General features: G+C 66.1%; 15 protein-coding genes and 2 pseudogenes. 6 read left to right on the top strand and 11 right to left on the bottom strand.

The window, feature by feature from the left end:
* The first annotated feature begins 73 nt into the window (after positions 1 to 73).
* Together fdxA and dapC are read left to right on the top strand one after the other, a co-directional pair.
* Complete coding sequence (fdxA, locus tag BKG60_RS22850) at positions 74 to 397, top strand: ferredoxin (protein WP_036448192.1); 324 nt, start codon at positions 74 to 76, stop codon at positions 395 to 397.
* 29 nt (positions 398 to 426) lie between these two features.
* Positions 427 to 1,530 (top strand): succinyldiaminopimelate transaminase, encoded by a 1,104-nt coding sequence (gene dapC, locus BKG60_RS22845; protein ID WP_075910046.1) that lies wholly within the window; start codon positions 427 to 429, stop codon positions 1,528 to 1,530.
* 16 nt (positions 1,531 to 1,546) lie between these two features.
* On the opposite strand, the gene BKG60_RS22840 is transcribed toward dapC, so the two are convergent.
* From BKG60_RS22840 to BKG60_RS22825, 4 genes are all read right to left on the bottom strand, one after another.
* The gene (locus BKG60_RS22840) at positions 1,547 to 2,164 is read right to left on the bottom strand and encodes a response regulator (protein ID WP_075910045.1); all 618 of its coding nucleotides are present in this window, start codon (positions 2,162 to 2,164) and stop codon (positions 1,547 to 1,549) included.
* Complete coding sequence (locus tag BKG60_RS22835; protein ID WP_075910044.1) at positions 2,161 to 3,375, bottom strand: sensor histidine kinase; 1,215 nt, start codon at positions 3,373 to 3,375, stop codon at positions 2,161 to 2,163. The genes BKG60_RS22840 and BKG60_RS22835 overlap by 4 nt, the downstream gene beginning before the upstream one ends.
* Before the next feature lie 9 nt (positions 3,376 to 3,384).
* On the bottom strand, positions 3,385 to 4,881 hold the full coding sequence (locus tag BKG60_RS22830) for a carotenoid oxygenase family protein (RefSeq protein ID WP_075910043.1): 1,497 nt from the start codon (positions 4,879 to 4,881) through the stop codon (positions 3,385 to 3,387).
* Between the two features lie 87 nt (positions 4,882 to 4,968).
* Complete coding sequence (locus tag BKG60_RS22825) at positions 4,969 to 6,564, bottom strand: PucR family transcriptional regulator (protein WP_075910042.1); 1,596 nt, start codon at positions 6,562 to 6,564, stop codon at positions 4,969 to 4,971.
* A gap of 83 nt (positions 6,565 to 6,647) precedes the next feature.
* On the opposite strand from BKG60_RS22825, the gene pruA reads away from it, so the two are divergent.
* Both pruA and BKG60_RS22815 read left to right on the top strand, forming a co-directional pair.
* Positions 6,648 to 8,276 carry an L-glutamate gamma-semialdehyde dehydrogenase gene (pruA, locus tag BKG60_RS22820; RefSeq protein WP_075910041.1) on the top strand — a complete coding sequence of 543 codons (1,629 nt, stop codon included), beginning with the start codon at positions 6,648 to 6,650 and terminating at the stop codon, positions 8,274 to 8,276.
* Between the two features lies 1 nt (position 8,277).
* Positions 8,278 to 9,237, top strand: a complete 960-nt coding sequence (locus BKG60_RS22815; protein WP_075910040.1) for a proline dehydrogenase family protein — start codon at positions 8,278 to 8,280, stop codon at positions 9,235 to 9,237.
* A gap of 7 nt (positions 9,238 to 9,244) precedes the next feature.
* Here BKG60_RS22815 and BKG60_RS22810 read toward each other — a convergent pair whose 3' ends face one another.
* From BKG60_RS22810 to BKG60_RS32575, 3 genes and pseudogenes are all read right to left on the bottom strand, one after another.
* Entirely contained in the window at positions 9,245 to 10,240 is a 996-nt protein-coding gene (locus BKG60_RS22810; protein ID WP_083650353.1) for an isopenicillin N synthase family dioxygenase, read from the bottom strand.
* A gap of 34 nt (positions 10,241 to 10,274) precedes the next feature.
* Positions 10,275 to 10,832 carry an NUDIX domain-containing protein gene (locus BKG60_RS22805; protein ID WP_075910066.1) on the bottom strand — a complete coding sequence of 186 codons (558 nt, stop codon included), beginning with the start codon at positions 10,830 to 10,832 and terminating at the stop codon, positions 10,275 to 10,277.
* Positions 10,824 to 11,303, bottom strand: a pseudogene (locus tag BKG60_RS32575) (DUF309 domain-containing protein); the annotation flags it as partial. The gene BKG60_RS22805 and the pseudogene BKG60_RS32575, both read right to left, overlap by 9 nt.
* A 25-nt stretch (positions 11,304 to 11,328) precedes the next feature.
* Between BKG60_RS32575 and BKG60_RS22795 the strand changes: the two are divergent.
* Both BKG60_RS22795 and BKG60_RS32570 read left to right on the top strand, forming a co-directional pair.
* On the top strand, positions 11,329 to 12,735 hold the full coding sequence (locus tag BKG60_RS22795) for an acyl-CoA synthetase (RefSeq protein ID WP_075910039.1): 1,407 nt from the start codon (positions 11,329 to 11,331) through the stop codon (positions 12,733 to 12,735).
* Positions 12,736 to 12,796: 61 nt separating this feature from the next.
* A pseudogene (locus BKG60_RS32570) lies at positions 12,797 to 12,953 on the top strand (VOC family protein); the annotation flags it as partial.
* 81 nt (positions 12,954 to 13,034) lie between these two features.
* Here the strand turns inward: BKG60_RS32570 and BKG60_RS22785 are convergent.
* From BKG60_RS22785 to BKG60_RS31770, 4 genes are all read right to left on the bottom strand, one after another.
* Positions 13,035 to 14,174, bottom strand: coding sequence for a hypothetical protein (locus BKG60_RS22785; protein WP_131827530.1), 1,140 nt, complete (start codon positions 14,172 to 14,174; stop codon positions 13,035 to 13,037).
* A 332-nt stretch (positions 14,175 to 14,506) separates the two neighbouring features.
* Positions 14,507 to 15,040 (bottom strand): hypothetical protein, encoded by a 534-nt coding sequence (locus BKG60_RS31195; protein ID WP_083650352.1) that lies wholly within the window; start codon positions 15,038 to 15,040, stop codon positions 14,507 to 14,509.
* A 25-nt stretch (positions 15,041 to 15,065) separates the two neighbouring features.
* Positions 15,066 to 15,395: an ESX-1 secretion-associated protein gene (locus BKG60_RS22775; protein WP_075910037.1), complete on the bottom strand. Its 330-nt coding sequence runs from the start codon at positions 15,393 to 15,395 to the stop codon at positions 15,066 to 15,068.
* 29 nt (positions 15,396 to 15,424) lie between these two features.
* Positions 15,425 to 16,423, bottom strand: a complete 999-nt coding sequence (locus BKG60_RS31770; RefSeq protein WP_131827529.1) for an EspA/EspE family type VII secretion system effector — start codon at positions 16,421 to 16,423, stop codon at positions 15,425 to 15,427.
* Positions 16,424 to 16,879 lie beyond the last annotated feature (456 nt).

Raw genomic sequence — 16,879 nt, 5'->3', positions numbered from 1 at the left:
GCATACTGTGACGTCGACTCATCAGAGTCCCCGAACACCGAGCCCAGCAGCCCACTGGACAGGAGAGACATCAGTGACGTACGTCATTGCCGAACCCTGCGTCGACGTCAAAGACAAGGCATGTATCGAGGAGTGCCCGGTCGATTGCATCTACGAGGGTGCACGCATGCTGTACATCCACCCCGACGAGTGTGTGGACTGCGGCGCATGCGAGCCGGTCTGCCCGGTCGAGGCCATCTACTACGAAGATGACGTCCCCGACCAGTGGAGCAGCTACGCGCAGGCCAACGCTGACTTCTTCTCCGAGCTGGGCTCACCCGGCGGTGCCTCCAAGGTGGGCCAGACCGACAATGACCCGCAGGCCATCAAGGACCTGCCGGCCAAGGCCGAGGACTGAGCGCGGTCGAAGCCGGCTTCGAGACTGACGTGGTGCGACAGCGTCGTTCAGCGGTACTGCCAGAGTTCCCCTGGGACACCCTGGCCGATGTCACCGCTCTGGCCCGTTCGCACCCCGACGGAATCGTCGACCTTTCGGTAGGCACTCCGGTTGATCCGGTGGCGCCGGTGATCCGCGACGCGCTGGCCGCCGCCAGCTCGGCTCCGGGCTATCCGACGACCGCCGGCACCCCGGCCCTTCGTGCCTCCGCCGAAGCCGCACTGCGGCGCCGGTACGGCATCACCGGCCTGGCGCCGGATGCGGTACTGCCGGTGGTCGGCACCAAGGAGCTGATCGCCTGGCTGCCGACCCTGTTGGCGATCGGAGCCGGCGATACCGTCGTCGTCCCCGAACTGGCCTACCCCACCTACGAGGTGGGCGCCCTGCTCGCCGGGGCACAGGTGTTGCGGGCCGATTCGCTGACCCAGCTCGGGCCGCAGCGGCCCGCGCTGATCTACCTGAACTCACCCAGCAACCCGACGGGCCGCGTGCTCGGGGTCGACCACCTGCGCAAGGTGGTGGGCTGGGCCCGGGAGCGGGACGTACTGATCGCGTCCGACGAGTGCTATCTGGGCCTGAGCTGGGAAGCCGAGCCGCTCAGCGTGCTGCACCCGTCGGTGTGCGACGGTGACCACACCGGGCTGGTGGCCGTGCACTCCCTGTCCAAGACCTCTTCACTGGCGGGCTACCGCGCCGGGTTCGTCGCCGGTGATCCGGCTGTGGTGGCCGAGCTGCTCGCGGTGCGCAAGCACGCGGGGATGATGGTGCCGACGCCCGTGCAGGCCGCGATGGTGGCCGCCCTCGACGACGACGAGCACGAGGCCGTCCAACGGGAGCGCTACGCACAGCGCCGCGCAGCGTTGCTGCCCGCCATGCGGGCGGCCGGGTTCACCGTGGAGCACTCCGAGGCAGGGCTGTACCTGTGGGCCACCCGCGGCGAGCCGTGCCGCGACACCGTCAAGTGGTTGGCCGAGCGGGGAATCCTGGCGGCCCCCGGCGAGTTCTACGGGCCGGCCGGCGCACAGCATGTCCGGGTCGCGCTGACCGCGACGGACGAGCGTATCGCCGCCGCCGTCGCGCGGCTGGCCTCGTAGCCCTCGCGGAGAAGCGCTACCCCAGCAGTCCCAGCGACATGGCTTTGGTGACCGCCGCGGTGCGGTCGGACACCCCGAGTTTGTGGAATGCGCGCAGCAGGTGCGTCTTCACCGTGGCCTCGCTGATGTGCAGGGCGCGTCCGATATCGGCATTGGTGGCGCCCGTGCCCACCAGGGCCAGCACCTCGGCCTCACGCGTCGACAGCGTCACCGACGGTGAGCGCACCGCGTTCACCAGTCGATCGGCGACCCCGGGGGCGAGCACGGTCTTGCCGCGCGCCGCATCGCGCACTGCCCGGGCCAACTCAACGCGAGACGCATCCTTGAGCAGGTATCCCGTCGCCCCGGCCTCGACCGCGCGCAGGATGTCGGTGTCGCTTTCGTAGGTGGTGACGACGACGATGTGCGTCGACGGATTGTCGGCCAGGATGCGTGCCGTGGCGGTCACGCCATCGATGCCGGGCATCCGCAGATCCATCAGGATGACCTCGGGTCGCAGCGTGTGGGCCAGGCTGATCGCCTCGGCCCCGGACCCGGCCTCACCGATCACGCTGAGATCATCCTCGGCGTCGATCATGCCGCGCAGCCCCTCGCGAACCACGGGGTGGTCATCGACCAACAACACGGTCGTCATGCCGGCACCGCCACGACGACCCGCACCCCGCCGCCTTCGGGCCTGGACAGCGTCAACGTACCGCCGACCTGGTCCAGCCGCGCCCGCATCCCGCGCAGGCCGAACCCCTCGACGTGATCGATGGGCAGGCCGATACCGTTGTCGGACAAGCAAAGTCGGACACCATCCGGCGCCGTCTGCAGCCGCACGTGCAGCTCGGTCGCGCAGGCATGCCGGCGCACGTTCGTCATCGCCTCCTGCGCGCTGCGCAGCAGCACCACGCCGGTGGCCATCGCGAGCGGCGGTAGATCGTCGTCGATCCGGACGTCGACGGCGATGCCGGTCTCGGCCGCCAGACCCTGGGCCTGCCGACGCAACGCGGCCGACAGGGAGCCCTCTTCCAGGGCGGCGGGAGTCAGCCGGGTCACCATCGTGCGGGCCTCGGTCAGGTTGTCGCGCGCGGTGGTTCGGATGAGTTCGACATGGCGGGCGGCGGCGGCCGGATCGCTGTCGCTCTCAGCCTGCACGGCCTGGGCCAGTGCCACGATGCTGGTGAACCCCTGAGCCAGCGTGTCGTGGATTTCGCGGGCCAGCCGCTCCCGCTCCGCGGCCACCCCGGCCTCACGGGACAGCTGAGCGGTCTGTGCCCGGCTCGCCGCCAGCTCGGCGACCGTGTCGGTCAACCGTTGCCGCTGCCGCAGCGTCGTCATGATCGTCGTACCGATGACCGGCGCCGCCACCGCGCCCACCAGCGTCACCGCCGCCACTGCGGGCAGGCTCGGCCATCCCGCTCCGTGGGCGGCCACGGCGACGCCCAGCGGGGCCAGGGTCACCAGGAAGGTGAGTGTCAGAGCCGCCGCCAGCGGCAGGGTGGCGAATACCAATGGGTAGAGCGCCGGAATCGCCGCAACGGCCGGTGGTGCTGCCAGCAGCGCCACGAGCCACAGCCCGATCATCACCGCCACGAACGCCGCCGTCCGTACCCGGACCGGACCGTTGTTGGGATCCGCAGCGCGAATAACGTTGCGCCCGAAGACCAGAACGACCACCACCATTGCGGTGAGCGCACCACAGGCGACCAGCAGGTTGCCGCCGAACGTGTGCCGCAGCAACACGACCGCGAGGATCGCCGCGACGCACAACCCGCAGACGTAGCTCTCCCACATCCAATGCCAGTCCGACGGTTCGCCTCTGACGCGGCGCGGTGTCGTAGGTGGACCGGTTTCGGTCATCTGCCGATGCTAGCGGCCGGACGGTACGTCGGTGGCCACCCAATTGCCGTGGAAGCCGTGCGGAACCCGAACCGGAATATGCACGGTGGCAACGGGTGCCAGGGTGGCGGCATCCAGCAGTACGAGATCGCTGCGGTTCTCGGCACGGTCGTAGACGAATCCCATCACCACGCCGTCATTCTCGTCGGCATCGGGTCCGGACGGGACGAAAACGAACTCGCCGGGTTCGCGCCCGGGTCCGAAGTCGACCCGGTCGGTGGTGCCGTCGCGCAGGTCGTGGCGCAGCATGGCGGCCGACGACGTATCCGGTTCCGACGGGAGGTTGACGGTATAGCCGTACCGGTGCGGCCGGCCCACGAGGCGCTCGTCCACGCGGGGAAACTCTTGAGCCGTGTCGTCGAGCCGTTGTGGGCTGACCTGGCCACTGTGAAGGTCAATGGTCCAGCGGTCCAGCGTGATCGAGTCGGTGAACAGCCGGTTCCCGGTGGTGAACACCTCCGGGTGCCGGACCACGTCGAGCACGATCTGCTCACCGTCCGGTCCGGCCTGGTCATAGCCGTTGAGCGTGTGGAACACGTAGCACGGCGGGATGTCGAACCACCGGACGTCGGCGGCCGTTCCTTCGCGCGGCAGCACCCCGAGTCGCGCGCCGTGCTCGGGTACCCACCGGTAGGGCATCGACGTCGTCGGCAGAGCAGCGCGTTCGGATCCCCGCATCGCGGCGCGCAGAACGAAGTCCGGTGCGGCATGTCTGGCGGCGAACCCGGTCAAAAGCCGTGCCGCGGCCCGCGCCGGAGCGCTCTTGACCATGGTGGTCAGGTCCAGCAGGGCTGGAAGGTCGTAGATCACCACATACTTTTCGGTCAAGCAGAAGTCGTGCATCATCGTGTGTGCGCGCACGGCGACGTCGACGGTGCGCCGGACCCTGCCGTCCACCCCGGTGACGGTGTAGCTCACCAGGTTGCCACGCAGCGGGTTGTACGAGACAGCGTGCAGCTCACCAGTTTTCGGATCGTGCTTGGGGTGGGCGGTGAACCCGCCGAACAGGGTTCCGCAGAAGTCGGACGGGCCCACGGTGTCGAGTTCCTCGGTGAGTTCGTAGGGACGCACGCCGGCCTCGGTGAGCACCAGGGTCTTACCGGCGTGGCCGATGATGTTGGTGTTGGCGGGGAAATCGAAGCCGCCTGCGTGTGCGCCGCCGGCCCACGTCTCGCCGAGCTGACGCGCCACCGAACTCGACCGCACCCAACGGTTGCGGTACCAGGTTGCGGCGCCGTCGCGCAGACGGATCCCGTGCGCCATGCCGTCGCCCAGGAACCAATGGTGGTGCCGCGGATCGGGCGCCCGCAGCGGGTTGGGTCCGGTGCGCAGATAACGTCCGTCGAGATAGTCCGGGATGGTCCCGGTGACCGTGAGATCGGTGACCGTGACCTCGTCATGCACCGGTGCGAAGTTCCCGCTGAGATACGGATGCTCGGATTCCTGCTGAACCGCTTCGGTAGTCATACCCCTACGGTGCCGCGTCGGCCGCTGCTGCGCGACGGCTTCGCGGCTGATTCGTGTGTCAACCGAACGATGGACAGGGCGCCGGGCTCACGCCGTGGCGCGCAAACTCAACGAAAGCAGCAGTCGCACGTCGGCATCGTTGAGCGAAGCCCCCAACAGCTGCTCGACCCGGCGGATCCGGTAGCGCACAGTGTTGGGGTGCACATGCAGATGTTGGGCGGACGCGGCCACATCACCGAAGCAATCCAGGTATACCCCGAGGGTCTCGGCGAGCACCGGCTCGTCGGCGCGCAGGGTGCGCACCCGCGGGTCGATCAGCCGCTCATCGGCGGCGATCGCGGTGACGATCTCGTCGAGCAGCACCGTGGTGCGTGCTTCGGCCAGGGACGTGACCGCGGCCAGGGTTCCGGGATGGCGTTCGGCGGTGTCGAGCACGCGATCCACGTCGGCGCGCGCGGCGGCGGCACCGGCCAACCCGGTGATCGGACTCGCGATCACGGCGTGCAACTGCAGCCCCAACTCGGCACGGAGCGCTGCCACGGTGCCCCGCGCCCATGACGTCACCGCCTTACCTGTGCTGGGGAACAGTACGTAGACGCGCGAACCCAGCGAAGCCATCTGTGCGTCATGACGAAAAGCGCTGGCGCTCAGGGCCAGGACGTCGGCGAGCCGGGTGCTCGCGGTGCCGCCGGTGTCGGAAGCTCCGGCCCAGCCGCTGAAGCCGATGACAGCCGCGCGGCCGCCGGGGGCCACGCCCAGTTCCCTGGCGATCAACTCGACTTCGACGGGCGCGTCTGTCTCGCCCAAACCCAGCAGTTCCTGCACCCGCACCGCATGCGTGGACGGGGCGGCAGCCAACCGCGCCATGATGCGCGCGGCCAGTACCGCGGCGCCCCGCAGGGTGTCTTCGGCATCGTCGGCGAGCAGGCGGCTGCCCTGCTGCACCCAGATGGTGCCGATGAAGGCCGGGGCCCGGCGCTCGTCGACGGCCGGAGCGAAGATGCCGATCGCCAGCCGGGGCCGCAATCCGAGTTCGGGACGCTCGGCCACTCGCACCGCGTCCGGCCGGGAACGCAGCGCGTCGAAGATGCCCCACTGGGCGATCCAGGCCAGATGCTCCGGGGGGCCGGCCCGACCGAGAATCGACAGCCGCCGCAACTCGTCGGCCTCGTCGCTGGACGCCGAATAGGCCAGCACGTGCGACTGGGCGTCCTCGATGCTGACCATGCCGTGCGTGCGTTCTGCCACTGATTGGGCCAGACCGAACAAGTCGGTGCCCGAATCGTGCAGCGCACCGTCACGGTGATGCTCGAAGACGTGGTTGACCAGCCGGTAGAGCCGTTCCCAGCGTGCCCGTGGATCAACGGCGACCACCGCGGTGCCTGCGGCCACCGCACGTTCGATGGTGGCGTCCGACGGCTCTTTGATGAAGATCGCGGCCGGCGCCCGACGTGCACTCTGCTGGTCGACCCAGCGCCGCGCATCGGTTTCGGAGACCCCGAGCAGGAAGAAGACATCGGCCGCGCCCGCAGACGGGGCCAGACCCAGGCGCACATCGTCGGAATCGATCAGTGCCGCCGAGGCCACCGGCAGGTCCAGTCCGCGGGGTGCCTGCACCAACCGGACCAGTGTGGCATCCAGCGCCAACAGCAGCTGGCCCAAGCTGACACCCGTGGTCCGCATGTTGTCCGATTCTACTGACCGGCGCGTTAAGCCTTGTCGGTTTGGACAAGTATTGCGTAGGTCACGTCAGGGATTCTGGAGACATGGATGCCATCACCAACGTGCCGTTGCCGGCCAACGAGACGGTCCATGACTACGCACCGGGCTCAGCCGAACGGACCCGCCTCAGCACCGCGCTCGGCGAACTCGCCGGGGCACCGATCGACCTGCCGCACGTCATCGGCGGCAAACACACGATGGGCAGCGGCGCACGCATCGACGTGGTGCAGCCGCACTGCCACAGCGCGCGGCTGGGCACCCTGACCAACGCCGGACACTCCGACGCCACCGCGGCCATCGAGGCCGCCCTGGCCGCCAAGCGCGACTGGGCCGCGCTGCCGTTCGACGAACGCGCCGCGGTGTTCCTGCGGGCGGCCGACCTCCTGTCCGGGCCGTGGCGGGAGAAGATCGCCGCGGCCACCATGCTCGGTCAGTCCAAGTCCGCCTACCAGGCCGAGATCGATGCGCCCTGCGAACTGATCGACTTCTGGCGGTTCAACGTCGCATTCGCCCGCCAGATCCTGGCCCAGCAGCCGATCAGCAGCCCTGGCGTGTGGAACCGCACCGACCACCGGCCGCTGGAAGGCTTCGTCTATGCCATCACGCCGTTCAATTTCAGCGCGATCGCGGGCAACTTGCCCACTGCACCTGCGTTGATGGGCAACACCGTGGTGTGGAAACCCTCACCCACACAGACTTTCGCTGCCTACCTGATCATGCAGCTGTTGGAGGCCGCTGGGCTGCCGCCCGGTGTGATCAACCTGCTGACGGGGGACGGGATCGCGGTGTCGGATGTGGCACTGGCCGATCCGCGCCTGGCCGGCATCCATTTCACCGGGTCCACCGCCACCTTCCAGCACCTGTGGCGTGAAGTCGGCGCGAACATCGACCGCTACCACACCTACCCGCGGCTGGTCGGCGAGACCGGCGGCAAGGACTTCGTCCTCGCCCATGCCTCGGCCCGCCCGGATGTGCTGCGCACGGCCCTGATTCGCGGGGCCTTCGACTACCAGGGGCAGAAATGCTCAGCGGCCTCCCGGGCCTTCATCCCGCGTTCGGTCTGGAACCACATGGGCGACGATTTCCTGTCGGCCACAGCGGACCTCAAGTACGGAGATGTCACCGACCTGACCAACTACGGCGGCGCCGTGATCGACGACCGCGCCTTCGCGAAGAACGTCGCGGCGATCGAGCGGGCCAAGGGTGCCGCGGGCGTCACCATCGCGGCCGGAGGCGAATACGACGACACTGAAGGCTATTTCGTGCGACCCACCGTGCTGCTCTCCGACGATCCGACCGACGAGGCCTTCTCCACCGAGTACTTCGGTCCGATCCTGGCCGTACACGTCTACCCGGACGCGGAATACGAACGGATCCTCGACGTCGTCGACACCGGTGCCCGTTACGCGCTGACCGGGGCGGTGATCGCCGACGATCGCACCGCGGTGCTCACCGCCGCCGAACGGCTGCGGAACGCCGCGGGCAACTTCTACGTCAACGACAAGCCGACCGGCGCGGTCGTCGGCCAGCAGCCGTTCGGCGGATCACGGGCCTCGGGCACCAACGACAAGGCCGGCTCCGCGCTGAACCTGTTGCGCTGGACCTCGGCCCGCTCCATCAAGGAGACGTTCGTACCGCCGACCAATCACACTTACCCCCACATGGAGGTCTGAGATGGGCGTGTTTCAGCGGGTTGCGCGCCCGACGATCCTGGCCGCGTCGCGCTCGCCGCGGCTACGCCACACGGCTGAGCGCCTCCCGATCACCCGCAAGGTGGTCGACCGTTTCGTCGCGGGCGAGACGGTACCCGACGCGCTTGACACCGTTGGGGCGCTGCGGGATTCGGGTCGCTTTGTCACCGTCGACTATCTCGGTGAGGACACCACGAGCAGCGAGGACGCCGAGCGTACCGTGCAGGCCTATCTGACCCTGCTCGAAGGGCTGGCTCGTCGCGGCGACGTCGAGGCGGCAGCGCAGCCGCTCGAAGTGTCGCTCAAGCTATCGGCGCTCGGCCAGGCGTTGCCGCGTGATGGCGAAAAGATCGCCTACGAGAATGCGCACACGATCTGCGCCAAGGCCCGCGGGGTGGGCGCCTGGGTGACCGTGGACGCCGAAGACCACACCACCACCGACTCGACGCTGTCGATCGTGCGTGACCTTCGTACCGAATTCGACTGGCTGGGCACGGTTCTGCAGGCCTACCTGCACCGCACCGAGGCGGATTGCCGCGAGTTCGCCGCAGCCGGAGCCCGGATCAGGCTCTGCAAGGGCGCTTACGACGAACCCGCCTCGGTGGCCTACCGCGACGCCGAGGAGGTCACCGACTCCTACCTGCGGTGCCTGCGCGTGCTCATGGCCGGGTCGGGCTACCCGATGGTGGCCTCGCACGACCCGGTGATCATCGACGCGGTACCGGCGCTGATTGACGAATTCGACCGTGGTGTGGACGGTTTCGAGTACCAGATGCTCTATAACATCCGCGACGCCGAACAACGCCGGCTGGCCGAGGCGGGCAACCACGTCCGGGTGTACGTTCCGTTCGGCAACGAATGGTACGGCTACTTCGTGCGCCGGTTGGCCGAGCGCCCGGCCAACCTGATGTTCTTCCTGCGGGCGCTGGCCGAGCACCGCTGAGCCGGCGTCAGCTGGGGCTCAGATCATAGGCGAGCCTGAACTTGTCCAGCAGATAAGGCCCCGACACCACGGGCTCGTACCGTGGCGGATTGTCAGCCGTCGCGCAGGTGGGGATGCACTCGATCAGGGCGTCGTAATTGGGCTGGTGGAAGAACGGCAGGCTGAACCGTTCACCACCGGCGCCCGTGCTCACCACGCGGTGCACGGTGCTGACCCACCGGTCGTTGGTCCACCGGGCCAACAGGTCACCGATGTTGATGACGAACGATCCCGGGACCACCGGAACGTCGAGCCACTCGCCGCGATCGTTGAGAACCTGGAGTCCGCTCTGGGATTCGTCCTGCAGCAGGATGGTGAGGTTGCCCCAGTCGCTGTGCCGGCTCAGCCGGACGTGTCCGGCCGGCTGACCATCGGCCGGGTAGTGGTTGGCCATCAGGTTGGAGTGGTGCCGGTCGATCAAGCCATCGAACCAGTCTTCGCGTAGTCCGAGGGCCAGGGCGAACAGCCGCGACAACTCGGTCGCAAGCACGGCCATCTCGTCGTAGTAGCGCTGGTAGGCCGTACGGAATCCCGGCACGTCGGGCCATGTGGGTCGGTCGAAGCCTTCGGTGTTGCCCAGCGGGAAGTACACGAATTTCTCGACACTGTCCGGTGATTCATGCTCGGCTTCGGGGTCGGCTCCGTCGTTGGTGGCCGCGAGCTTGCCCGCACTGCTGAACCCGCGGGCCAGCGGATCGGCGGGGTCCGCTCTGATCTGCTCCTTCGCGGCCTGAGGCAGCGAGAAGAACTCGCGCAGAGCGCGATTGACATCGTCGATCACCGCGTCGGGGACCCCGTGTCCAGCGAGCAGGAGAAACCCACTGGTCTCGCAGCACCGGCCGATGGCATCGGCCACCGCCTGACGCTGACGCTCGTCGCCAGTGCGCGCGCTGCTGATATCGATCAACGGGACGAAGCCGTCGCGCAGGACAACTTGGTCGACTACCACCTCTGATTGGCTCACACGGTCGACGCTAGAACCTCAACCTAAGTTGATGTCAACGCTGAATTCGGCTCTCGCGCAACAGCAGAAACGTCAGCGCGGCGATCGACTGGGCATCGGTGACCTCGCCGTCCCGGATCATGCGGTCCAGTTCGGCGCGGGAGAACCACGCGCTGTGCATGTCCTGTTCCTCGTGCTCGCGTTGGTGTTCGCCCTCGGTGAGGCCCGTCGCCAGAAATACCCACCCGCGCTGGCTGCTCATCCCGGCGGCCACGTCCAGCTGACCGAGTCGTTCCATGGTCTGCGCCCGCAGCCCGGTCTCCTCGCGAAGTTCGCGGTGGGCCAGGGTTTCCGGATCGAGGTGATGCTGGTCGGGTGCGGTGCCCTGTGGGAACTCCCAGCGGCGCAGCCCCAGCGCGTAGCGGAACTGCTCGACGAGATGGAACCGATCCTGATCGGCGTCATACGGGATCACCAGGGCATAGGTGGGTTTGTCCACCACGGCGTAGATGCCGGCGCTGCCGTCGGGACGGACGATGTCGTCCTCGCGCAGCGTCAGCCAGTTGTTGCGGTACACCTCGCGCGTCGCCGTCTGGCGGATCGTGGCCCTCAGACCGGTCCGCAGCCGCGCCGGCGCGATGTCGCCGGCGTTCTCGACGTCACCGGCCAGGGCATCGGCATAGGCGACCAGGCCGGCCATGTCGACGCCATAGGGCGCCGGTCGGTCGACAAGTGACAGCCGCGTCGATGCCCGCCGTAGCAGGGCGGCCGCACCGGCCCGGTTGCCGCGCTGCACATGGGTGATACCCACGGCCAGCTGGGCCAATCCCTGCCAGAGCGCACGCTCGTGCTCCGGGCCGTTCTTCCATGCCGCCTCGAGGACTTCGTGCGCACTGAACGCCTGACCGCGGTCGAGCAGATCCTGGGCGTAGGCGAGCGTTTCGGCCGGTGAGAGCTCCAGGTCGTCGGGGATCCGGGGCACGCCCTCACTGCCGTAGGGCAACGGCCGGCCGAGTGCGTCACGCGGACGGGTGTTGCGCGGCCGGCCGGAGTCGTCGCGGCCGCGTCCAGCTGCTGTGCCCATGGCACCCGACGGTAGCCTCACAAGAGTGTTGCTGGCCTCTTTGAACCCTGCAGCGGTCGCCGCGGGCGCCGAACTCGTCGACGCTGTCTCCATCGACGGGACGGTGCTGAGCCGCAGTGATCTCGTCGGCGCCGCCACCTCGGTGGCCGAGCGGGTGGCCGTTGCGCAGCGCGTCGCCGTGCTGGCAACCCCCACCCCGACGACGGTCCTCGCCATCATCGGATGCCTGATCGCCGGTGTGCCCGTGGTCCCGGTACCGGCCGACGTCGGCACGGCCGAACGTCGGCACATCCTCGCCGACTCCGGCGCCCAGGCCTGGCTGGGGGAGCAGCCCGAGGAGGCCGAGGGGCTGCCGCACATCCCGGTGCGGCTGCACGCTCGGTCCTGGCACCGCTATCCCGAACCGGCCCCGAACTCGACCGCGATCATCATGTACACCTCCGGGACCACCGGAGCGCCCAAGGGCGTGCCGATCAGCCGCCAGGCCATCGCCGACGACATCGACGCACTGGCCGCCGCGTGGCAATGGACGGCCGACGACACCCTGGTACACGGGCTGCCCCTCTTCCATGTGCACGGTCTGGTGCTGGGGCTGCTGGGCTCGCTGCGGATCGGAAACCGCTTCGTACACACCGGGAAACCGACCCCGGCCGCGTACGCGCAAGCCCAGGGCACGCTGTATTTCGGGGTACCGACGGTGTGGTCGCGCGTGGTCAAGGATCTCGATTCGGCCCTGGCCCTGTCCACGGCCAGGCTGCTGGTGTCCGGTAGCGCGCCGCTGCCCGTGCCGGTGTTCGACGAGTTGGTGCGATTGACCGGGCATGCGCCGGTGGAGCGTTACGGCAGCACCGAATCGCTGATCACCCTGAGCACCCGCGCCGACGGTGAGCGCAGGCCTGGTTGGGTCGGGCTGCCGCTGGCCGGAGTGCAGACCCGGCTTGTCGACGACGACGGCGCACCGGTGCCGCACGACGGCGAAACCATCGGACGGCTGCAGATAAAGGGCCCCGTGGTCTTCGGCGGCTATCTCAACCGGCCCGAGGCCACTGCCGAGGCCTTCGATTCCGACGGCTGGTACCGCACTGGCGACGTCGCGGTCATCGATGCCGACGGTATGCACCGCATCGTCGGGCGCGAGTCGGTGGATCTGATCAAATCGGGCGGTTACCGCATCGGTGCAGGTGAGATCGAGACGGTGCTGCTCGGTCATGACGGTGTCGACGAGGCGGCTGTGGTCGGGGTGCCCGACGACGACCTGGGGCAGCGGATCGTCGCGTTCGTCGTCGGCAATGCCGCGCCCGAGGTTCTGATCGAATTTGTCGCTCAACAACTTTCAGCGCACAAACGCCCCCGCGAAGTTCGACTTGTCGACAGCCTGCCACGCAATGCCATGGGCAAGGTGATGAAAAAGGAACTGGCGCAATCGGGCTGAGGTTCTCCGCGGTCTGCATCGACGCACACGACCCCGCAGCGGATCCTCGCCCCGCATCTGATTGTTCACCCCCGTGCCGGGGAACAACGTGGTCAGGAATCGTCTGCATCCGGACTTCATCCCGGACGATCAGCAGGCCGAGGTGGACCGGCTCGTCGGCCTGGGTGATGCTCGCCGATCCCGAAGGAAACGAGTTCTGCGTGCCGGCGGCCGAGTAGGGGTGTCATCCAACACCGCGTGCCATGGTTGCTGGTCAAACTTGCCGCCCAACACCAGTATTTCGCGCGCACTAGCGTGAATCAGCCAGGGGCGACCAGTGAGTGGAGTTCGCGTCCATCGTCGGAAAGTTCCACAAGACTGTCATCGATTCGCCACAACCGATGGTATGAGTCAGGGTTGACCGGCGTGGTCCAGAGCTTTTCGCAGGTCGTCAGGTCCATGGCGAAGGTTGTCGCGCCGGTGACTTCGTCGCGTTCGGTTTCGAATATGCCGACGCTACCGTCATTGGCTAGATAGCCGCTCATGTTGGCTCGGCAAGTGTTTCCTTCCATGCCTGTCGCGAGATCGAACTGTCGCCACCGCCTGACTTTGACTGGTCCCTCCCAGTTTGATTCGGGTGCATAGACACGCTGGCCGATCAGGACTGCGCCGGGACCGAGACCATCGCCGGGGAATTGGATAAGCTCAGCCGCGTTCGCTCCGAAAATTGAATAACTTGGCGAGGACTTCACGACGGGAAGCGTCATCGACAAATCGGACAAAGGTCCCGAAACATTGGTCTCGCCAACGCGAACGCCGGCATCGTCGAGGAAAGTCACTGTGTCGGAAATCGACGATCTGGCATCGGTAGTCGTCTCCACAGCGAACCCCCCGGGGTATACGACTGCGGTCATCGGGCTCTGCCCGTCGCCAAGGCGCGGCGTGATTATCTTCCCGTCGAGCAGGGAGAAGACGACCATGCGATCCGAGCCCTTAGCGGAATCATGCGCGGCCGCCAGAGTAGGTGGGATGGCGTCGGCCGACCATCTAGTGGGCTCCACCTTGGTGGCGTCTGGAACGAACCACGTCGTCTCTGCACGCGGGCCGACCCCGTACAGACCTTTGCCTCGCATCTCTGCGACCGCGTAGATACCCACCTGCTCCACAGCGGTACCGCTACCAGGCGTTGTGTGCAGTTCGGTTTGGCCGTTGAACAAGACGATTCCGGAATGCGCGTCAATTACCCACGCAGTGCCTTGTGCGTTGCCGTCGATGACATCATCGGCGAGGCAGAGTACAAACTCCGGCCCGTTGAGGAAGCACTTTAGGAAATTCGGACCGGCGTCAAGCTTCACCGGGGGAAACAGTCCACGACCGGTATCCACGTCCAAACCAACCAGCCACTGTTGACGGTCAGGCTCACCGGGACTGCTGGCGAGGAAGTAGGCGTTATTCGCCACGGAGCCAACGAATGGCGTGGACGAGCCGTGGTGCTCGGGTGACCTCGCGAAGATGCTGTATTCAGGAAGTCCCAAGTCCCCGAGGGCGAAGCGCCACCCGGGCGCCGGAGGCTTTCGCATGGATGAGTTAAGAGTCATCTGCTGGGGCGGCTGCCAATCGCCACGCTTTAATGTCGAAGCGCTGTCGCTCGTTGATGAGCCGGCTACGTAGGCAACGACACCAGCGAGGGCTAAGCCCGCAACGACAACAACCGTGCCGATGGTCCACCGCCGCAGGTGAGGCCGCGCCGTTGGTCGACCGTTCGAATTCCTCGTCATGGCTGTGAGTCGCCCTAATCTGGATCAGAGTAGTGGTCGGCAAACATTTGCGCCTTCTCGTTGCGTACTGTCTGAGGTGATGGAAGGCCGACGGTGTGTTCAAGGAAAGCGCGCGTACCCGCCGGGTCGTGGCCGAGTTCGTCCATCACGGTCGCGACGAGGTGATACTGAGCCGCCTCCGCCTGCCTCGAGGCGAGACCACAGATCTTGACGATTTCATCTGCGAGTTCGGATTCAGTCATTTTGGTCACATTCGGAGACAACCTCACCTGAAAAACTCGGCCGTCCATCAGCGCAGTTGCTGTAATCGAGCCACTCGGATTTGCCGATGTTACTAGCAGCGTCTCGACAGTTTCTTCGCCATTCTCGGTGACCGGCCTTAGATTATCGCCGGCCTCAAACGCCCAATCGTCGTCGGCGCCGCCATCGTCACTCGGCAAGCGGGCAGAATAATCGGGCAGTCCATCAAGTTCGGACCTGCCGACGTCGGTGTCGTAGTCATCGTCATCGTCCCAGTCGCCCGCCGACGGTGTCCAATTGCTGGTCATGATATGACTTTGTCAGTCGTTGGCATCAGGTCTGGCATGCGCTTCCGGCCGCCCCGATCGATCGACCTTCACGGTAGTCGATGTCGTTGTAGTTTGTGGCAGCCCTGCCCAGTTTCTCGGTGAACTCTGCTGACACTCTGCCTAAAGTTTCCCCGGCGGCTTTGCGGGGTTCGCCGCCCGATAATGCCTGGATAGTGGCCCAGCACACGAGTCCGTGCGTGCTCTCGATTTTTGAAGCGATATCGGCCACGGAACGGTTCGCGCCCGTAATAAGATCAGTCACTGTTTGATGCTTGAGGCCAAGTTCCGTCAAGTAGTCGGTTAGTACCTTGAGATTCATTTCCAGGCTAGACATGGGCCATCCTCATAACTCTCGGTTGGATCTCATTTGGGAAGCCCAGCCGGTGGGTGAAGTGGTGGAGTGATATGTGGAACAGGTAAATCCGCGGGCAGATCATAGGTTCGTGGTACTTGAGATTCAACGGGCAGTGGTGCGGCCGGCGGACCGTACACGGGCTCTTGGTCCCGTGGTGTGTACGGCGATTCGGCTTTGGCGCGGGTTGGCAGACTCTCTTGCCTGTCATCCTTCGGATCAACGAATGGGCCGCACCCAGCACCGCTTCCTGAGGTGTCCTCTTGCGCCTTGCTGTAGTGGTCGGACATATTTCGGATATACGACGCATTCTCCCTGGAATTATTGGCCATCATTAACATGCGGAACGTGGTGTTGGCGAGTGCTGCGCTGGCAGCCACCCTATCGGCGAGGAGGACCTTTGCGACGTTAGCTCCTGGCACGGCTAGCACGGCTTTGGTTGCGAGACCGTAGTCGTAGAGCCACTGTGAAGTACTTTCAAGAACCTCTCGGGTTTGTCGGACCTGCTCGGCTTCTTCCTTTATCACCCTGCCGATGTTCGAGTCCGCAACCTGTACTCGTGAAACAAGTCTCCGGTGCGCTTGACTGATCTCGTCGTAGCTATCCGCTGCCCGTCCATCCCATCCGGATCTGTCCAGTTCGGCGCCGATCAGCGTGATTACTGCTTCTTCCAATTTCGACGCTGACGTCGAATAGTCACCGCCCGCTTCGATGTCGCCCGATCCGGTCAGCTTTTTTTCGCCTTCGATTATGAGCTGCGCGCCAGACAACACCGGCGAATCGGCCCATTTGGTGAGGCTTTCGGTAAATTTGAGCGGTGCCGAGCCCATTTCTATGCCGAGATTCGCTGCACCGGTCAGTACATCGCCAGCGTCCCCCGCTATTTTTCGAGTGTCCGTGACGACGCCGTGAACGTCCAACTCCAAGATGTTGGTGACCAGGCTCGGGACATCACTGACACCGCTCCTGATGCCGTTGCCGATTCTTGCCAGCTCCTTGAGAATGCTCACCTGACCCCCTCTCGTGAAGTCTATCTAGGTATCTGAGTCTCTGAGTGCGCAAATCCTATGAGCTGGGCCCACGCACCCCGCTCATCCGAAGGCAACGAGATCTGTGTACTTGCCGCCCAGTCGGGGTACTTTGAGAAGTGACGGGGCATGAACTGCACGTCAGTGCCGTGCCTCGGTTTGGAGGCCAGCATGAATTTCAAGAAAACCGCAGGTACTGCTCTTATTGCCGGCGCGCTTGGTCTTAGCTCCCTGGGATTGGGCACGGCTATGGCGCAGGCTGACCCTGGCCCCCGTATTCCGTGGGTTCCGGGCCCCGGCTGGGTGGATTGGAACCCGGGCCCCAACCTGCCGCCTGGGCAGATCAAGAAGTGGTGCCCCGGAAACAACCCGCCTGGTCACTGGATCGGTGGTCCACACGGGATTCCCTGCACCTAAAGCGGCCTGAGCCAGCTCGAA

It is taken from the genome of Mycobacterium syngnathidarum (assembly GCF_001942625.1).
In the GTDB taxonomy this organism is placed as follows: domain Bacteria; phylum Actinomycetota; class Actinomycetes; order Mycobacteriales; family Mycobacteriaceae; genus Mycobacterium; species Mycobacterium syngnathidarum.
The sequence above is the reverse complement of the archived record's forward strand: the minus strand, read 5'-3'. Positions and strand labels throughout refer to the sequence as shown.